This window comes from Amycolatopsis mongoliensis, assembly GCF_030285665.1.
GTDB lineage: Bacteria > Actinomycetota > Actinomycetes > Mycobacteriales > Pseudonocardiaceae > Amycolatopsis > Amycolatopsis mongoliensis.
Genome location: NZ_CP127295.1, coordinates 1,030,855 through 1,047,747 on the forward strand (window position 1 = coordinate 1,030,855; position 16,893 = coordinate 1,047,747).

Genomic DNA, 16,893 nt, shown 5'->3' on the forward strand with positions numbered 1-16,893 from the left:
GCACCAAGTAAGGTCAGGGACATGGACGCGGAGCTCGGTCGGCTGGGTCTGGCAGAACGTTCGGTACGACTTCTCACGGGCCGCGACATCTGGGGCTCGATCACCCCACTGCTCGCGCCTCGCCGGAACCTGGTGGCCGCCTTCGGCCACGTCGGTCCCGGCGCGGCCGCGCTGCTGCCGCTGGAACCCGGCGACACGCTGATCACGGACGCGAGCCTGGACACCGTGCTGTCCGGTGCGACGAGCCCGCACGCCCTGCTGCACTGGGTGAAGGCGGGCGTGATCGTGCACTCGCTGCGCGGGCTGAACGCGAAGCTGGTGATCGCCGAGGACGACCCGTCGTTCGTGGTGGTCGGCTCGGCGGACGTGACCGCCGCCGGCCCGCGGCAGTTGTTCGAGGCGGTGACGGTCTCCCACGAGAAGCACACCGTCGAGGAGGCCCAGGAGGCCTGGCTCGAGTGGTGCGACCTGGCGGGACCCGCGCTGACGGCGGGTGACCTGGAGCCACTCCTGGAGCAGTACGGCGCCGGCAAGCCGGTCACCGCGCAGCGCCCCGCCGCCCCCACCCGCGCCGCGGCACCCGCCCGGTCCGTGGTGACGAGCCGCCCGGCGACGCCCGTCCGCCCCGCCGCCCCGGCCCCGCCGCCGTCCCCGGTCCGGCCCGCGGCACCCGCCCGGGCCGCCGAGGTCACGCCGGCCCCGGCACCCCCGGTCGAGCCGGCGGCACCGGAACCGGTTGCGACCGCGGCCGCCGTGACCGAGCCGGAACCCGGCGACACGCCGGACACGACGGAGACGCCGACCGACGTTCCCCGGCCCTCCTGGCCGCGCCCGGCCGAGCTGTACCTCGTCAGCCTCGTCGAGGGCGGCGAGCCGTCGGCCGAGGCCGAGTACCGGCTCGAAGAACTCACGCGCGAGTACACCCACCCCGGCGAGAACGGCGAACAGCCGTTCCGCGTCGAGCTGTTCTGGGCCGACGACGGCCAGGGCCAGGACCCGCCGCGCACGCTCCGCCCGGGCGTGCACGTGATCCGCGTCTACAGCCAGAAGCAGGGGCGCGCCCTGGTCGGGTCGCGGATCGAGGCCCCCGGCCTCGTGCTGCAGGCGCACACCGACGAGTTCGCCTACCCGCGCCGCACCTACTGCTACATCCTGACCCGGGAGACGGCCGCGAGGCCGGCGTTCGGCGACCTCCGCAAGGCCCTCGCCGCGATCGGCGAGAAGCCGAACTTCCGGAACAGCTTCCAGGTCCCGCGGAAGATCGAAGCCCTGCTGGGCCTGTGGCCCGACCTGGGCTACGACCCCCGCTAGCGGGCGGCGCGCGCCACTCCGGGACAGGGAGCGCGCGGAAGTTGTCGGGGTGGGCGGATATCCTGCAGTACGGTGCAGGCCGAGTCCGTACCACCACCAGCACTTTCGCGAGCCACGATCCGGGAGAACGACCCTGTGACTGCCGAGACCTTGTACGGGGCCGACGACCTCACCCACCTCGAGGGTCTCGAAGCCGTCCGCAAACGCCCCGGGATGTACATCGGCTCCACCGACAGCCGGGGCATCAACCACCTCTTCTCCGAGGTGGTCGACAACTCGACGGACGAGGGTGTCGCCGGCCACGCGACGAAGATCGTCGTCACGCTGCACGCCGACGGCAGCGTCCAGGTGGACGACGACGGCCGCGGCATCCCCACCGGCACCCACGCCAAGTCCGGTTTGTCCGGCGTCGAGCTGGTGCTGACCCGGCTGCACGCCGGCGGCAAGTTCGGCGGCTCGGGCTACAAGACCTCCGGCGGCCTGCACGGCGTCGGCGCTTCGGCGGTCAACGCGCTGTCGCACCGCTTCGACGTCACGGTGAAGCAGGACGGCAAGGTCCACCAGATGTCGTTCAAGCACGGCATCCCCGGCACCTTCGACGCGCCCGGCCCGAAGGCGAAGTTCACCCGCCGCTCCGGGCTGAACCTCGTCGGCAAGATGAAGCGCGGCGAGCGCAGCGGCACCTCGATCCGCTACTGGTACGACGCGCGGTACTTCGAGTCCGGCGCGGCGCTGGACGTCGAGGGCGTGCGGGCGAAGCTGCGCAACACGGCGTTCCTGGTCCCGGGCGTCACGTACGTGCTGCGCACCGCGATCGAAGACACCATCACCGAAGAGACCTTCCACTTCCCGCACGGCCTCGTCGACATGGTCGACTTCCTGACCCCGTCGGGTGAAAAGCCGGTCTGCGGCACGCTGCTGATCACCGGCGAGGGCACGTACAAGGAGAACGCGGCGGACGCGGCCGGCGTCATGCAGTCCAATGTGGAGCGGCACGCCGAGGTCGAGGTGGCGCTGCGCTGGGGCACCGGCTACGAGCGCACGGTCGAGTGCTTCACCAACACGATCCGCAACGTCCACGGCGGCACGCACCGCCGCGGCTTCGACCGCGCGATGGCGAAGGCGTTGCAGGACGCGATCTCCAAGACCCGTGGGCTGCTCAAGCCCAAGGAGGACATGCCGACGATCGAGGACGTCCTCGAGGGCATGACCGCCGTCGTGCACGTCCGGCTGCCAGAGCCGCAGTTCACGTCGCAGACGAAGGACGAGCTGTCCACCGCCGGCATCACCCGCGTCATCCAGGGCATCGTCGACAAGCACGTCAAGGCCTGGACCGAGGACCGCAAGACAAAGTCCGAGGCCAAGGTCGTGCTGCAGAAGGTGGTCGACGCCTCGCGCGTCCGGCTCACCCAGAAGCAGCAGAAGGACGCGGCCCGGCGCAAGACCGCGCTCGAGGGCGCGGCGATGCCGCCGAAGCTGGTCGACTGCCGCACCACCGGTGTCTCGCGCAGCGAGTTGTTCCTGGTGGAGGGTGACAGCGCGCTCGGGTCGGCGCGCATGGCGCGCGTGTCGGAGTACCAGGCGCTGCTGCCGCTGCGGGGCAAGATCCTGAACGTGCAGAAGGCGTCGCTCGGCGACACGCTGAAGAACGCCGAAATCGCGTCGATCGTGCAGGTCCTGGGCGCGGGCACCGGGCGCACGTTCGACCTGACGACCATGCGCTACGGCCGCGTCATCCTGATGGCGGACGCGGACGTCGACGGCTCGCACATCCGGACCCTGCTGATCACGCTGTTCGCGAAGTACATGCGTCCCGTGATCGAGGACGGCCGGCTGTACGCCGCGATGCCGCCGTTGCACAAGCTCGTCACGAAGGGCCGCAACCCGGAGACGCACTTCACGTACACGCAGCAGGAGATGGAAACCAAGTACGCCGAGCTGGAGCGGGCGGGCAAGAGCATCGTCACGCCGGTGCCGCGGTTCAAGGGTCTCGGCGAGATGGACGCCGACGAGCTGTGGGAGACCACGATGAACCCGGCCACCCGCTCGGTCCGCCGGATCACCATGGACGACGCCGAGGCCGCCGAGGGCGCGCTGGAGCTGCTGATGGGCGAGAAGGTCGAGCCCCGGCGGAACTGGCTGGTCGCCTCCTCGGACCGGATCGACCGCGACGCCATCGACGCTTAAATTTCGTAGCTACCAAGGAGTTCTGCCGTGGCACGCCGCAAGGGCACCACCACCAAGGTCGATCCCAGCGCGTTCGACTCCGCCGGGGCGAACGTCTTCGACAACTCGCTGAAGACCGAGATCGAAGACTCCTACCTGGAGTACGCGTATTCGGTCATCCACTCGCGCGCCCTGCCGGACGCGCGCGACGGGTTGAAGCCGGTGCACCGCCGGATCCTGTACTCGATGAACGAGAACGGCTACCGCCCGACGCACGCGTACGTGAAGTCGTCCCGTGTGGTCGGCGACGTCATGGGCAAGTACCACCCGCACGGTGACGTCGCGATCTACGACGCGATGGTGCGGCTGGCGCAGGACTTCTCGCTGAACGTGCCGCTGATCGACGGCCACGGCAACTTCGGCTCGCCCGACGACGGCCCGGCCGCCTCGCGGTACACCGAAGCGCGCATGTCGCCCGAGGCGATGCAGCTGGTCGGCGAGCTCGGCGAGGACACCGTCGACTTCCGGCCGAACTACGACGGTTCGCTCGAAGAGCCGTCCGTGCTGCCCGCGGCGTTCCCGAACCTGCTGGTCAACGGCACGTCCGGGATCGCGGTCGGGATGGCGACCAACATGATCCCGCACAACCTCGGCGAGGTCGTCGCCGCGGCGCGGTGGCTGATCACGCACCCGTCCGCGACGCTCGACAAGCTGATGGAGTTCGTCCCCGGCCCCGACCTGCCGACCGGCGGCAGCCTGCTGGGCCTGGACGAGGTCCGCCGCGCGTACGAGACCGGCCGCGGCGTGGTCCGGATGCGGGCGAACTGCGAAACCGGGCCCCTCGAAGGCAGCCGCGGGCGGCAGGCGATCACCGTCACCGAGCTGCCCTACGGCGTCGGCCCGGAGAAGGTGATCGAGAAGATCACCGACGAGGTCAACAAGTCCAAGCGGCTCACCGGCATCGCCGACGTCAAGGACCTCACCGACCGCGAGAACGGCACGCGGCTGGTCATCGAGTGCAAGGTCGGCGTCAACCCGCAGGCGCTGCTGGCCGACCTGTACCGGCTGACGCCGCTGGAGCAGTCGTTCGGCATCAACAACCTGGTGCTCGTCGACGGCCAGCCGCAGACGCTGGGGCTGAAGGAGCTGCTGGAGGTCTTCCTCCGCCACCGCTACGAGGTCGTCACGCGGCGCACGAAGTACCGGCGCCGGAAGCGCGAAGAGCGGCTGCACCTGGTCGACGGCCTGCTGATCGCGCTGCTGAACATCGACAAGGTGATCAAGCTCATCCGCGAGAGCGAGAACGCGCAGGCCGCGAAGGACGGCTTGATGACGCGCTTCAAGCTGTCGGAGATCCAGGCGACGTACATCCTCGACACCCCGCTGCGCCGGCTGACCAAGTACGACCGGCTGGAGCTGGAGTCGGAGCAGGATCGGCTGCGCGAGGAGATCGCGGAGCTGACCAAGATCCTCGACGACGAGTCCGTGCTGAAGAAGCTCGTCTCGGCGGAGCTGGCGAAGATCGCGAAGGACTTCCCGACCGAGCGCCGCACGTCGCTGATCGACGGCGACCTCAAGGAGGTCCTGGCCGCGTCGAAGCCGTCCGGTCCCCTGGAGGTCACGGACGACCCGTGCCAGGTGATCCTCTCGGCGACCGGGCTGGTGGCGCGCACCGCGGCCGAGTCCGAGGAGTCGACGGAGACGCGCCGCCGCAACGGCCGCGTGAAGCACGACGCCGTCGCGGCGGTGGTCCACACGACCGCGCGCGGCCAGGTGCTGCTGGTGACGAGCCGTGGCCGGGCGTTCAAGACCGACGTCCTGCCGTTGCCGGTGCTGCCGGAGCAGGCGGGCACCGTCTCCCTGCGCGGCGGCATGGCGGCCAAGGAGCTCGTGCCGCTGGAGAAGGGCGAGACGGTCGTCGGCATCGCGCCGCTGGGCGAGCAGGCGGCGGGTTCACCGGGCCTGGCGCTCGGCACCCGGGCCGGGGTGGTGAAGATCTGTTCGCCGGAGTGGCCGGTGCGTTCGGACGAGTTCGAAGTGATCTCGTTGAAGGACGGCGACGAGGTCGTCGGCGCGACGTGGCTGACGGACGGCTCGGAGACGCTGGCGTTCGTGTCGTCGGAGGCGTCGCTGCTGAAGTACGCGGCCTCGCTGGTCCGCCCGCAGGGCCTGAAGGGCGGCGGCATGGCAGGTATCAACCTGAGCGGCGACGCGTCGGCGGTGTTCTTCGGCGCGATCCGCACGGACGACGACGAGCACGGCGAACCCCTGGTGATCACCTCGACGGGGCAGAGCGTGAAGGTGACCCCGTTCAGCGAGTACCCGGCCAAGGGCCGAGCGACGGGCGGCGTCCGGGCCCAGCGGTTCCTGAAGGGCGAGACAGCTCTCCGAGTGGCGTGGATCGGCCCGCGGCCGGCGGGCGCGGCCCGCAACGGCGACCCGGTGGAGCTCCCGGAGATCGACGTCCGCCGCGACGGCTCGGGCCACGCACACCCAGGCCCCGACGTGGTGGGCCACCTCATCGAGCGCGACTGACGGTCGTGAGTGTTTAGGCGGGTTAGAACCCGCCTAAACACTCACGACCGGGTTAGGCGAGCAGGGCCTTGGCGATGTGGGTCGTCGAAGAACAGCTCGCCCGTCGGCGACGACATCATCCCCATCTTCTTGAACGGCTTGCCTGCACGAACCCCGGCATCCCGCGGTCCAGCACGAAGGTGAGCACCGGCCGGTCACGCACCGGCGAGCCGTCGTCCAGCTTCGCGTACACCACCACCGTGTCGGCGAACGGACCGTTCGTGATGAACGTCTTCCGCCCGTTCAGCACGTACTCGTCGCCGTCCCGGCGGACGGTCGTCTGCATGCCGCCGAACGCGTCCGATCCCGAGTCCGGCTCGGTGATCGCCCACGCGCCGACCTTCTCGAACGTCGCCAGCCCCGGCAGCCAGCGCTTCTTCTGCTCCAGCGACCCCTTCGACAGGATCGTCGCCGCCGTCAGGCCCAGCGAAACACCCAGGGAAGCCACGATCCCCAGGCTCACCCCGGCCAGCTCGCTGATCGCGACCAGCGCCAGCGTCTCCTGCCCGCCCAGCGACGACGATGAAGAACCCGAGAGAGACAAACGCGAGACACCGACTCCCGCGCGAGCGCGTCCAGCCCGAACGCCTTGAACAGCTTCCGGATGATGTCATAGGGCGGCAAAGCCCCGCTCTCCAGAGCGTCCAGACAAGGCCGGATCTCCTTGTCGACGAACTCCCGGATCGAGTCGCGGACCAGCAGGTCCGTCTCGGACCACTCGATCACGGCAGCCTCGCCGCGATGTCGTCGATCGCCCACGGGCCCTCGGTCTCGATCACCTTCACGTCGTGCCAGCCGGCCAGCTCCGAGATCGCGCCGCCCTGCACCGCGAACACCTTGCCGGTCAACGGGCACTTCTCCGTCGCCAGGTAGGCCACCAGGGGCGAGATGTTCGCCGGCGAGAAGGCGTCGAACTCGCCTTCGGGAACCGGTGCAACGAAGATCGCCCCCATCCCGGGCGTCGCCAGCGTGAGCCGGGTCCGGGCGATCGGGGCGATCGCGTTGACCCGGACCCCGTACCGCTCCAGCTCGGCCGCCGCCACCAGGGTCATCGCCGCGATGCCCGCCTTCGCCGCGCCGTAGTTGACCTGCCCCGCGTTCGGCAGCGTCACCCAGGACGCCGACGCCGTGTTGACGACCGACGCCGCCACCGGAGAACCTGCTTTCGAACAGGACTTCCAGTACGCCGCCGCGTGGTGCAGCACCGCCGCGTGCCCCTTGAGGTGCACCGCGATCACCGCGTCCCACTGCTCCTCGGTGATGCTCGCGACGAACGCGTCGCGCAGGATGCCCGCGTTGTTCACCACGACGTCCAGCCGTCCGAACTCCGAAACGGCCTGGTCGACCAGCTCCGACGCGCCCTGCCACGACGTCACGCTCGACGTGTTCGCGACCGCCGAACCACCCAGCGCGCGGATTTCCGAAACCACCGAATCGGCCGGCCCGGAGGACGAGCCACTCCCGTCGTTGTCCCCGCCGAGGTCGTTGACGACCACGCGCGCGCCCTCGCGGGCGAACAGCAGCGCTTGTTCCCGCCCGATCCCGCGCCCCGCACCGGTGACCAGCGCGACGCGCCCGTCGAGTGCACCCATCAGCGGTCTCCGATCTCGGCGAGGCCGTCCTTGACGACGACCTGGTCCCCCACGGACGTTTCGAAGGCGTAGCGACCCGGGTCCGCCGCCCAGATCGACGTCGACAGGTCCTGGTCAGCGGCACAAAATCAGCCCAGCGGCGCCAGTGGACCGGGATAGCGAGCCGGGTCGAGGCAGCTGCCGAGGCCGTCGACGACGGAGCAGAACCCCGGCGGCCGCACCGGCGTGTAGCCGGCCGGGACGCCGTGGCCCGCGATCAGCTGCCGGTACGCCGCGACGGCGTCGGTCGGCCGGCGCGTCAGCGTGGCGTCCGATCGCGCGTCCACTGTGTACAGTCCAAACCGCGGCTGGTAGCTGCCCCACTCGTAGTTGTCGGTGAGGCTCCAGTAGTTGTAGCCGATGACGTTCATGCCGTCGGCTTTCGCGCGCTGCACCCAGTAGATGTGGTCACGCAGGTGGTCGGAACGCGTGTAGCCGTCCGGACGCGCGTTGCCGTTGTCCGTCGGCATCCCGTTTTCGACGACGTACAGCGGCAGGCCGGGGAACTTCCGCGCGTAGTACCGCAGTGCGTAGTAGATGCCGTCCGGCTGCGGCGTAACCTTCCAGAACTCACCACTCGCCGCGTGGACCGCGCTGAGGTTGTCGAGACTCGCGCCGTAGTAGTAGTCGAGGCCGGCGAAGTCGAGCTTGTCGCGCACCTGGTCGAGGAACGACGCGTCGAGAACCCCTTGGACAGCGGGGATGTAGGCCGTGTTGCTGGACACGAGCGCACCCGGATCCAGCTGGTGGATCAGGTCGTACGCCGCGCGGTGCACCTTCACCAGCCGCGCCTGCGCCCACGGCAGCTTCCACCCGGCCAGGCCACCGTTGGCCGTCTCGTTCTGCAGGTAGACGGTCGGCTCGTTGATCGTGATCCACAGCGCGCCGAGCCCCTTGTAGCGGTCCACGACGCGGCGGGCGTTGGCGAGCCAGGCGTCGACCGTGCGGTCGCTGTCCCAGCCGCCCTGGTCGGCGACCCAGCCCGGGTAGACCCAGTGGTCGAGGGTGATCATCGGCCGCATCCCGGCGTCGAGGACGTGCCGCACGACGTCGTCGTAGTACGCCAGCTCCGCCTGGTCGACCTGGCCGGGCCGCGGCTCGATCCGGGCCCACTCGACGCTGAAGCGGAACACGTTCACCCCGAGCTGCTTCGCGCGGTCGATGTCCTCGGCGTAGTGGTGCCGGAAGTCGACGGACTCGAGGTAGGGCTCCTTGATCGACGACGTCTTGGCCTGCTCGTAGCGGCGCCAGTTGCTGTCGGGCGCGGAGCCTTCCGCCTGATAACCCGAGGTCGCGACCCCCCAGAAGAACGGCTGGGTGACGGCGACCGCCGGAGTCACGCCGGCGAGCATGGCGGCCAACAGGGCCAGGACGACGAAGACAGCTCGGTTCCGGCGCACCACGGCACCCTCCTCAGCCAACGTGAAGGTCATTCATGTTAGCCGAGAGGGCGCCGCGGCGCACCCCCCTCTGTTCAGGCGACCTTGAACGACTGAGCTGCGCTGCCGTCACAGGTCGACTGGACCAGCTGGACGCCGTCCGCGGTGGACGCCCCCGGCACGGTCAGGCACTTGCCGCTGTGGCGGGCGACGAAGTGGTAGTACCCGCCGCCCTCCGACACCGGCTGCCACTGCTGGTTGTTCCCGCCGCTGTAGGACCACAGCTGCAGGCCGGCGTTGTCCGTCGTCGCCACGTTGGTGACGTCGATGACCTCGGCCGGGTTGGTGCGGTTGTCGATCCGGTCGTAGCCGCCGCTGGTCGGCGCGAACCGGTACTGCTGGGCCGTGGTGCCGTTGCAGGTGTACTGCTGGATCACGGTGCCGTTGGTGCTGCCCGCGGACCGCGCGTCGACGCACTTGCCGGACGCCTTGTTCGTCACGGCGTACCAGGCCGACGGGTCGATCGTGCCGTCCGGCGGCGGGGTCGTCGTGCCGCCGCCCCCGAGCCACTTGAGGCCGTCGAGCAGGAAGCGGTTCTGGTCGGCGCTTTCGAACGTCGACGACAGCGCGGTGTTCGTGTCGTAGTTCATCGCGTTGTGGCCGAAGTTCGAGTAGATCATCTTGTAGTTCTTGTTCGTCCACGCGATCGGGTAGTACCCGCTGTACCAGGTCTGGTTCGGGTCGGTGCCGATCGGGAACGTGGACTGGTCCATCGACGCCAGGATGGTGATGTTGCTGTTCTGGCGCAGGTCGTTCTGCCAGGCGTACCACTCGGACGTCGAGGACTTGATGGTCGCCGGCAGGTTGACCGTCGACGGGTGCGTGCGGTTCTCGATCTTCAGCGTCTCCGGTGTCGGGCCCCACGTGTTCGAGGTGAACCGGCCGGTGCCGAGGAAGTCGTTGTGGAACCAGTTGGCGTACGACGGCGTCGAGCTGTCGTTGTACGCCGTCACGTGGAAGCCGTAGAACGCGCCGCCGGCCTGCATGTACCGCTGGAAGCCCTGGAACTGCGCCTGCGACTGCGGCTGGTCGTCGAGGAACATGACGACCTGGTACTGGCTCGGCGTGACGGTCGTCAGCTGGTCCCAGTTGGTCGTCGCGGTGTAGGTGAAGCCGTTGGCCGCCGCCTGCTGCGGGAACCAGACGTTGGCCTCCTTCTCGAAGCTGATGTGCGCGGCGTCGTAGGTGCCGCTGTAGAACGCGAGCACCTTGAACGGCGTCGCGGCCTGCACCGCCGGGGCGCCCAGGCTCAAGCCGAGGCAGGCGGCGAAGAAAGCCAATATCCGGATCAGCGGGCGGCGGGATCTTGACGACATGCGTGTTCCTTCCGGTGGGGGCGGGGAAACGATCACCAGTGGCGCGAGTAGTGCAGGCCATAGCCGAACGGGAACAGCGCGGGCTTGCCGTCGCCGACGTTGATGGGCTGCTGGTCGGCGCTGCGCATCCACGTCACCGGCAGCTTGCCGGTCGGGTTGTAGTCGCCGAAGAGGACGTCGGCGACGCCCTGCCCCTCACTGCCCGGCAGCCACGACTCGACCAGCCCGGCCCAGTCCGGCAGTTGCGCCGCGATGTCGAGCGGGCGCCCGGACACCAGCACGACCACCGTCGGCACGCCGGAGTCCTTCAGCTTCTGCAGCGTCGCGAGGTCGGTGGCGTCCAGCCCCATCCCTTGTGGACGGTCGCCCTTGCCTTCCGCGTACGGCGTCTCCCCTACAACGGCGACGGCGACGTCATAGCTCTTGTCGATCCCGGTGCCGTCCTTGGCGTAGGTGACCTTCGACGAACTGCTCTTGATGCCCTGCAGGATCGTGGTGCCGGGGATGACCGGGCCGCTGGTGCCCTGCCAGCCGACGGTCCAGCCGCCGGACTGGTTCCCGATGTCGTCGGCGCTCTTGCCGGCCACGAAGATCTTTTCGCGCCGGGACAGCGGCAGCACGTGGTTCTCGTTCTTCAGCAGCACCTGGGACTCGCGGACGGCCTGGCGCGCCAGGTCGCGGTGCTGCTTGCTGTCGATCGTGTTCAGGAACCGCCGGTCGGTCAGTGGGTGCTCGAAGAGGCCGAGCTCGAACTTCTTGGTCAGGATGCGCCGGTTGGCGTCATCGATCCGCGACATCGGCACGCGGCCTTCTTGCACCAGCGTGCGCAGCGTGTCGATGAACTTCTGCCACTCGAAGGGCACCATCACCATGTCGATGCCCGCGTTGATCGACGCCTCCACCTCTTCGGGGGTGAAGCCGGTCTTGCCGTCGATCTTGTCGACGCCGTTGTAGTCCGAGACGACGATCCCCTTGAAGCCGAGCTCCTTCTTCAGGACGTCGTTGATCAGGTACGAGTTCGCGTGCAGCTTCACGCTGTTCCAGCTGCTGTAGGAGATCATCACCGAACCGACCCCGCGCTGGACGGCGGCCTTGAACGGCGGCAGGTGGATCTGCCGCAGCTCCTGCTCGCTGACCTCGGTGTTGCCTTCGTTGACGCCGCCGGTGGTGCCGCCGTCGCCGACGTAGTGCTTGGCCGTCGCCATGACCGAGCCCGGCCGGTCCAGCGAGCGGCCCTGCAGGCCGGTGATGATCGACGTCATCTCGGTGGCCAGCTGCGGGACCTCGCCGAAGGACTCGTAGGTGCGGCCCCAGCGGTCGTTGCGGGCGACGCACAGGCAGGGCGCGAAGTCCCAGTCGATGCCGGTGCCGGAGACCTCTTCGGCGGTGGCGCGGCCGATCTTCTCGACCAGCCGCGGGTCGCGCGTCGCGCCGAGGCCGATGTTGTGCGGGTAGACGGTGGCGCCGTACAGACCGTTGTGACCGTGGACGGCGTCGACACCGTAGATGAGCGGGATGCCCAGCGGCGTGGCGAGAGCGGCCTTCTGGAAGCCGTCGTACATGTCGGCCCAGGTGACGGGCGTGTTGGGGGTCGGCTGCGAGCTGCCGCCGGAGAGCAGCGAGCCGAGCCGGCCGGTCGTGACGTCGGCCGGGGACTTCACCCCGAGGCGTTCGGCCTGCATCATCTGGCCGAGCTTGTCGTCGAGGGACATCCGGGACATCAGGTCGGCGACCCGGACCTTCACCGGGCGCCGGGAATCCTGGTACGCCGGGCCGTTCCCGGCGAGGGCGGGGGTTTCCGACGCCACCAGCAACCCCAGTGCCAGCGCGCCGATGCCCAGTCTGCGTCCGAGACCCATCCGGGTCCTCCTCGTCGAGAGACCGAAATTCACGCCTTGAATTAAGACACAAGCTTTCGGCGTTGGTCCAGACCTCTGACCGAACTCGGTTTCCGCTCACCGGGATTGCGATTGCGGTCATCCGCTGGCCTAATTCGGTTCTACGGTCGCCCCATGACTCGCGAACACGAAGACCTCCTGGGCCTGCTGGCGGAAGTGCGGAAGCGCTTGCTGATCCCGGTCCGCGACATCTCGGACGCCGACGCGGCGAAACGCACGACGGTCAGCGAGCTGACCCTGGGCGGCCTGATCCGCCACCTCGCGACGGGCGAGCGCATGTGGCTCCAGGTCCTGAAGTCCGCGGACGGCTCGCTCCCGGACGGCATGCTGGACACGGCACAGTATTCGATGAGCGAGACGCTCTCGCACTGGTTGTCGGCCTACGCCGCGGCCGCTGCCGAGTTCGACGCGTACGTGGCTTCCCTGCCTTCGCTGGACGTCGAGGTTCAGCTGCCGAAGACGCCGTGGTCACCGCCGGAGCCGCAGTTCTGGTCGGCCCGGCGGATCGTGCTGCACCTGATCCACGAGACGGCCCAGCACGCGGGCCACGCGGACATCATCCGGGAATCCCTGGACGGCGCGAACTCCACGGCCCAGCTGAACTAGCGATCCGAGCGCAGCGAAGCCGGGTCGAAGGACTCCCAGTACGCGTCCTCGTCCTCGGTACTCGCGGGCGCCGGAGCCGCAGTGGCCTGCGGGGCGGCGCCGAGCCGCTCCGCCCGCAGCCGCTGGAACTCCTCGACCGTCATCCCCGGGTCGTCGTCCTCGGCCCGGGCCGGTGCGGACATCCCCGTCATCTGCTCGATCATGGAGGTCATGTCTTCACCGAGCAGCAGGGCGACCTTGTTGTAACCGTCCTGGGTCGCCTCGCGCATGGCCGCCTGGGCGATCTCCACCACCAGCGGCCCCAGGCCTTCGCCCAGGTTCACCGCCGACGGGGCCAGCCACAGCCGCAGCAGCTTGCCGCGTCCGTCGACCGTCGCCTCCACCTGGCCGTCGATGTCGTGGGCCGTGCCCGAGGCCGACGCCAGGAGCTCGTCCACGCGCGACATCGCCTCTTCGCGCGCCCGGGCCTGGGAGATCAGCTCACGCGTCGTGGGCATCGAGCTCACCTTCCGTACGAGTAGGTGTCGGCGTCCGGGTCGTCGTCCGGGATCGGTTCGTAGCCCAGGACTTCCAGCTGCGACGCGTCCACCACCGGCGCCAGCGCGTGGTACATCTTGTCGCCCGCGCGGCGGGTCGCGCGCTGGGCCAGCTCCAGGATCTGGTCGGCGAGGACCGACGACCCGTGGCGCAGCGCCGACCGGTGGATCGTCACGCCCGTCAGCAGCCCGCCGGGCGCCACCTGGACCTCGATGGCGCCGTCACCGGACGACGCCTTGCCCACCACCGGACCCGAGCGCTCGAAGCGCGCGGACGCCTCCGCACCCGCCCGTTCCGCCTGTTCGGCGACGCGCGCCGCCGCGAGGTCCATGTCGAATTCGGCCACGTGAGGAAACCTAGCCCGTCGGGCGGTAGAAGCCGATGAACGACTGTCCCGCGTTCGTGGTGCGGATCTTGCTGATCTGCACCGGGTCGCCGGCCTCGATCATCTGGCCGTCGCCGATCACCATCGCCACGTGCCCGGACCAGACGACCAGGTCGCCCGGCAGCAGCTGGTCGATCGAAGGCACCTCGGCCCCGACCGTCTGCTGCGCCGCCGTCCGCGGCAGCTGCAGGCCCGCGTCCTGGTACGACGTCATGGTCAGGCCGCTGCAGTCCAGCCCCTGGCCGCGCGCCGTCCCGCCCCAGACGTAGGGCACGCCGAGCTGCGAAAGCGCGTTGCGCACGGCCTTCGCCGCGGTTTCGTTGGGCGCCATGACCTGCTTGCCGCCGGGCAGGTTGATCGCGACGCCGGAGCCGGGCTGCGGCGGGATCGCGACCGGCAGCCGCGGCTTGTGCACGGTGCCGCCGCCCCCGCCACCGCCGCCTCCCCCACCGCCGCCGCCTCCGGAGTCCCCACCGCCGGAGTAGCCGCTGTTGCTGTTGAAGGACGAGCCCACCTTCGTCGAGGACGCGCTGCTCGCCGACGTCGTCTGCTCACCGCCGCCGAGCCGCGTGCCGATGTCGGTGAGCTGGTTGATCGTCTGCTCGCTGAAGGTCGCGGCCTGGCCGGTGAGCTGGCTGATCTTGGTCTGCAGCTTCATCAGGATGTCGCGCGACACCGCGGCGCGGCTCTCCGGCGGCTGGATCGACTTGACCGCCGCCAGCGCCTTCATCGCCGCCGAGATCTCCTTGATGATCCGGTCGCGGACCTGGTCGTTCTTGATCTCGCCGACGTGCAGGCTCTCGGCCGCCTCGGCGACGGCCTTCTCGATCTCGGCGCTCTCGTCGAGGAGGTCCTGGACCTCCTTCTCGAGGCTCTGCGACGTCGCGGTGGCGCGGTCGGTCGTCGAGCCTGAGCTGGCGGAGGCGAGGTTGACGCGCTGGTCGGCCGCCGTGTCGCGGGTCCGCCCCACCGACGTCTGCAGCGCGACGTGCGCGTCGCGCGCGCCGCTGATCGCGGCCGGGTCGTGGCGCAGCTTCTGCGCGAACTGGTTCGTCGTGTCCAGGCTGTGCCGGACGAGCTGGTCGGTGTGGTGCTCGGTCACGCGCGGTCCTGCCCGAGGTCGCCGCCGAGGCGCCGGACGACATCGCCGTGCTCGGCCTCGACGGCCGCGTAGTTGCGGTCGGTCTGCCGGGCCGCGTCGCCGACCTGCCGCCAGCCGCCGCCGACGCGGTGCATCCGCTCCTGCAGCGCGCGCATCCGGCCGCTGTAGGCGCCGGAGAAGCCGGACTCGCCGCCCATCTCGGAGAAGCCGTGGCCGCCGAGCGTCACGTGCGGGCCGACGTGCTTGTCGGCCGCGCCCTTGACGTCGTCACCGAGCGGATCGACCTCGCGGGCGTACCGCGCGTACGCGCCGTCGTCGACGTGAAACCCCTGATGCGAACCGTCCACTGGCCCTCCCTGTCACCGGAGGTGCGACGTGCGCGCGCGACCCCCGGTTCCCCTGCTGCGACATCCGGGCTTCGCCCGGGCCGGGGGCTCCGCCACCCGGACCCCCGAAAGAGATGCTGCGGGATCCAGCCTAGTCCACGGTCCGTGCCCGAGTGGGCGAATTGCCCGGACTCAGCCGGTGACCTTCGCGAGCCAGCCCGGGTCCTGCCAGCTGACGATCTTGCCGTTCGCCGTGACCGTCGGCGTGCCGAAGCCGCTCTGCCCGTTGCCGAAGTCCTGCGCCAGCTTCGGGTCGTTCTCGATCTGCTGGAAAGCGGCGTTGATCTGCTGGTCGTACGTGCCCGCGTTGACGGTCTGGGAGAACGCCGGGTCGGTGATGCCGACGTCCTGGCCGAGCTTGATCAGCTGGGCCTTGTCGTAGCCGCGCTTGCCCTCTTCAGGCTGGTTCGCGAACAGCGCGTCGTGGAACTGGAGGAACTTGCCGGCGTCGGCGGCGGCCAGCGCCGCGTTCGCCGAGTCGAGCGAGTAGCCGGGCGGGTCCGAGCGGTCGTTGAGCAGCGGCACCATGTGGTAGCGCACCTGCAGCTTGCCGTCGTTGATCGCCTGCTCGACGTCGGTCTTGTAGGTCTTCTCGAACTGGCCGCAGATCGGGCAGAGGAAGTCGGCGTAGACGTCGATCGAGGCCTTCGCGCCCGCCTTGCCGACGGTGACGACGACGCCGTCGCGCTTCTGCGTCACGTCGCCGGCCAGCGAGCTCGTGGTCTGGCCGGGGTTGATGATCTGGCCCTCGGTCTTGTTCTTGTCCGAGATCGTCCAGATCACGCCGCCGATCACGAGCGCGGCCACGACGACCACGGCACCGATCCCGATGATCCACTTCCGCTTGTCCCCGGACGCGCCCCTGGCCTGGGCCACCGCCCTCGCTCCGCCCGCCTGCGCGGCCTGACGACGCTTCCGAGCGGTCCGCTCAGCTCCACCCACTGTGTATCAGTTCCCTTCCGCGATACCCGAGTAGTCGTGCGCGGGCTCGGTGGAGTTCCCGCGACCCCGCGCGAGCCAGCCGTCGAGCGACAGCCGGGTCCACGGCCGCGCCAGCAGCCAGACGGCCAGCAGCGCGAAGCCGGAGTCGCGGAGGATCTCCTGCGGGTACTCGGTCTGCCCCGCCGCCACCTGGCCGCCGCCGCCGAAGCAGCCGCAGTCGATGCTCAGCCCGCGCGCCCACGACTGGACGATCCCGGCGATGAGCACCAGCAGCAGCACCAGCGCGGCACCGGCCACCCACCGGGTCGCCAGGCCGGCGAGCAGGAACAGCCCGAGCACGAGCTCGACGAGCGGCAGCGCGATGGCCACCACGTTGGCGAGTGCGTCGGGCAGCACGTCGTAGGCCTTCACCGCGATCAGCGTCTGACCCGGATCCGCCAGCTTGAGCGCACCCGAAACGAGCCAGACGGCCGCCAGCCCGACCCGGGCGAGCGTGCCGACGGCGTCCAGTACGGGTTGGGACGGTCGCACCACGCACCTAGGCTAACGGGAGGACCTGAGAACTACGTGAGGGCACGGCGGCGGTGGAGGGAGCGGCGG

The 16,893-nt window shown here is 69.8% G+C and carries 16 protein-coding genes; 4 read left to right on the forward strand and 12 right to left on the reverse strand.

The features are described 5' to 3' along the window. Positions 1–21: 21 nt before the first annotated feature. The 3 genes from QRX60_RS04745 to QRX60_RS04755 all read left to right on the forward strand — a co-directional run bounded on the left by QRX60_RS04745 (position 22) and on the right by QRX60_RS04755 (position 6,012). Positions 22–1,311 carry a phospholipase D-like domain-containing protein gene (locus QRX60_RS04745; protein WP_285999580.1) on the forward strand — a complete coding sequence of 430 codons (1,290 nt, stop codon included), beginning with the start codon at positions 22–24 and terminating at the stop codon, positions 1,309–1,311. Between the two features lie 135 nt (positions 1,312–1,446). Next, positions 1,447–3,498: a DNA gyrase/topoisomerase IV subunit B gene (locus tag QRX60_RS04750; RefSeq protein ID WP_285999581.1), complete on the forward strand. Its 2,052-nt coding sequence runs from the start codon at positions 1,447–1,449 to the stop codon at positions 3,496–3,498. Between the two features lie 27 nt (positions 3,499–3,525). Next, positions 3,526–6,012, forward strand: coding sequence for a DNA gyrase/topoisomerase IV subunit A (locus tag QRX60_RS04755; RefSeq protein WP_285999582.1), 2,487 nt, complete (start codon positions 3,526–3,528; stop codon positions 6,010–6,012). 115 nt (positions 6,013–6,127) lie between these two features. Here QRX60_RS04755 and QRX60_RS04760 read toward each other — a convergent pair whose 3' ends face one another. The 6 genes from QRX60_RS04760 to QRX60_RS04785 all read right to left on the reverse strand — a co-directional run bounded on the left by QRX60_RS04760 (position 6,128) and on the right by QRX60_RS04785 (position 12,296). Then, positions 6,128–6,514, reverse strand: a complete 387-nt coding sequence (locus QRX60_RS04760) for an acyl-CoA dehydrogenase family protein (RefSeq protein WP_285999583.1) — start codon at positions 6,512–6,514, stop codon at positions 6,128–6,130. Beyond that, a complete protein-coding gene (locus QRX60_RS04765) occupies positions 6,511–6,777 on the reverse strand; it encodes an acyl-CoA dehydrogenase N-terminal domain-containing protein (RefSeq protein WP_285999584.1) in 267 nt (88 codons plus the stop codon). Before QRX60_RS04765 ends, QRX60_RS04760 begins: the two co-directional genes overlap by 4 nt. Beyond that, a complete protein-coding gene (locus QRX60_RS04770; protein WP_285999585.1) occupies positions 6,774–7,643 on the reverse strand; it encodes an SDR family oxidoreductase in 870 nt (289 codons plus the stop codon). The genes QRX60_RS04765 and QRX60_RS04770 overlap by 4 nt, the downstream gene beginning before the upstream one ends. A gap of 128 nt (positions 7,644–7,771) precedes the next feature. Continuing rightward, a complete protein-coding gene (locus tag QRX60_RS04775) occupies positions 7,772–9,085 on the reverse strand; it encodes a family 1 glycosylhydrolase (RefSeq protein ID WP_285999586.1) in 1,314 nt (437 codons plus the stop codon). A gap of 71 nt (positions 9,086–9,156) precedes the next feature. After that, positions 9,157–10,437, reverse strand: a complete 1,281-nt coding sequence (locus tag QRX60_RS04780; RefSeq protein ID WP_285999587.1) for an RICIN domain-containing protein — start codon at positions 10,435–10,437, stop codon at positions 9,157–9,159. A gap of 32 nt (positions 10,438–10,469) precedes the next feature. After that, a complete protein-coding gene (locus tag QRX60_RS04785; protein WP_285999588.1) occupies positions 10,470–12,296 on the reverse strand; it encodes a glycoside hydrolase family 3 protein in 1,827 nt (608 codons plus the stop codon). Positions 12,297–12,449: 153 nt separating this feature from the next. On the opposite strand from QRX60_RS04785, the gene QRX60_RS04790 reads away from it, so the two are divergent. Continuing rightward, positions 12,450–12,941: a mycothiol transferase gene (locus tag QRX60_RS04790; protein ID WP_285999589.1), complete on the forward strand. Its 492-nt coding sequence runs from the start codon at positions 12,450–12,452 to the stop codon at positions 12,939–12,941. Here the strand turns inward: QRX60_RS04790 and QRX60_RS04795 are convergent. The 6 genes from QRX60_RS04795 to QRX60_RS04820 form a co-directional block, all read right to left on the reverse strand. Next, complete coding sequence (locus QRX60_RS04795) at positions 12,938–13,438, reverse strand: YbaB/EbfC family nucleoid-associated protein (RefSeq protein WP_285999590.1); 501 nt, start codon at positions 13,436–13,438, stop codon at positions 12,938–12,940. The two genes, QRX60_RS04790 and QRX60_RS04795, sit on opposite strands and share 4 nt — an antisense overlap. Positions 13,439–13,443: 5 nt before the next feature. Beyond that, a complete protein-coding gene (locus tag QRX60_RS04800; RefSeq protein ID WP_285999591.1) occupies positions 13,444–13,824 on the reverse strand; it encodes a YbaB/EbfC family nucleoid-associated protein in 381 nt (126 codons plus the stop codon). A gap of 10 nt (positions 13,825–13,834) precedes the next feature. After that, positions 13,835–14,965: a C40 family peptidase gene (locus QRX60_RS04805; protein ID WP_285999592.1), complete on the reverse strand. Its 1,131-nt coding sequence runs from the start codon at positions 14,963–14,965 to the stop codon at positions 13,835–13,837. After that, complete coding sequence (locus QRX60_RS04810; protein WP_285999593.1) at positions 14,962–15,312, reverse strand: hypothetical protein; 351 nt, start codon at positions 15,310–15,312, stop codon at positions 14,962–14,964. Before QRX60_RS04810 ends, QRX60_RS04805 begins: the two co-directional genes overlap by 4 nt. Before the next feature lie 171 nt (positions 15,313–15,483). Continuing rightward, entirely contained in the window at positions 15,484–16,227 is a 744-nt protein-coding gene (locus tag QRX60_RS04815) for a DsbA family protein (protein ID WP_285999594.1), read from the reverse strand. Positions 16,228–16,299: 72 nt separating this feature from the next. Continuing rightward, on the reverse strand, positions 16,300–16,827 hold the full coding sequence (locus QRX60_RS04820) for a MauE/DoxX family redox-associated membrane protein (protein WP_285999595.1): 528 nt from the start codon (positions 16,825–16,827) through the stop codon (positions 16,300–16,302). Between the last annotated feature and the right edge of the window lie 66 nt (positions 16,828–16,893).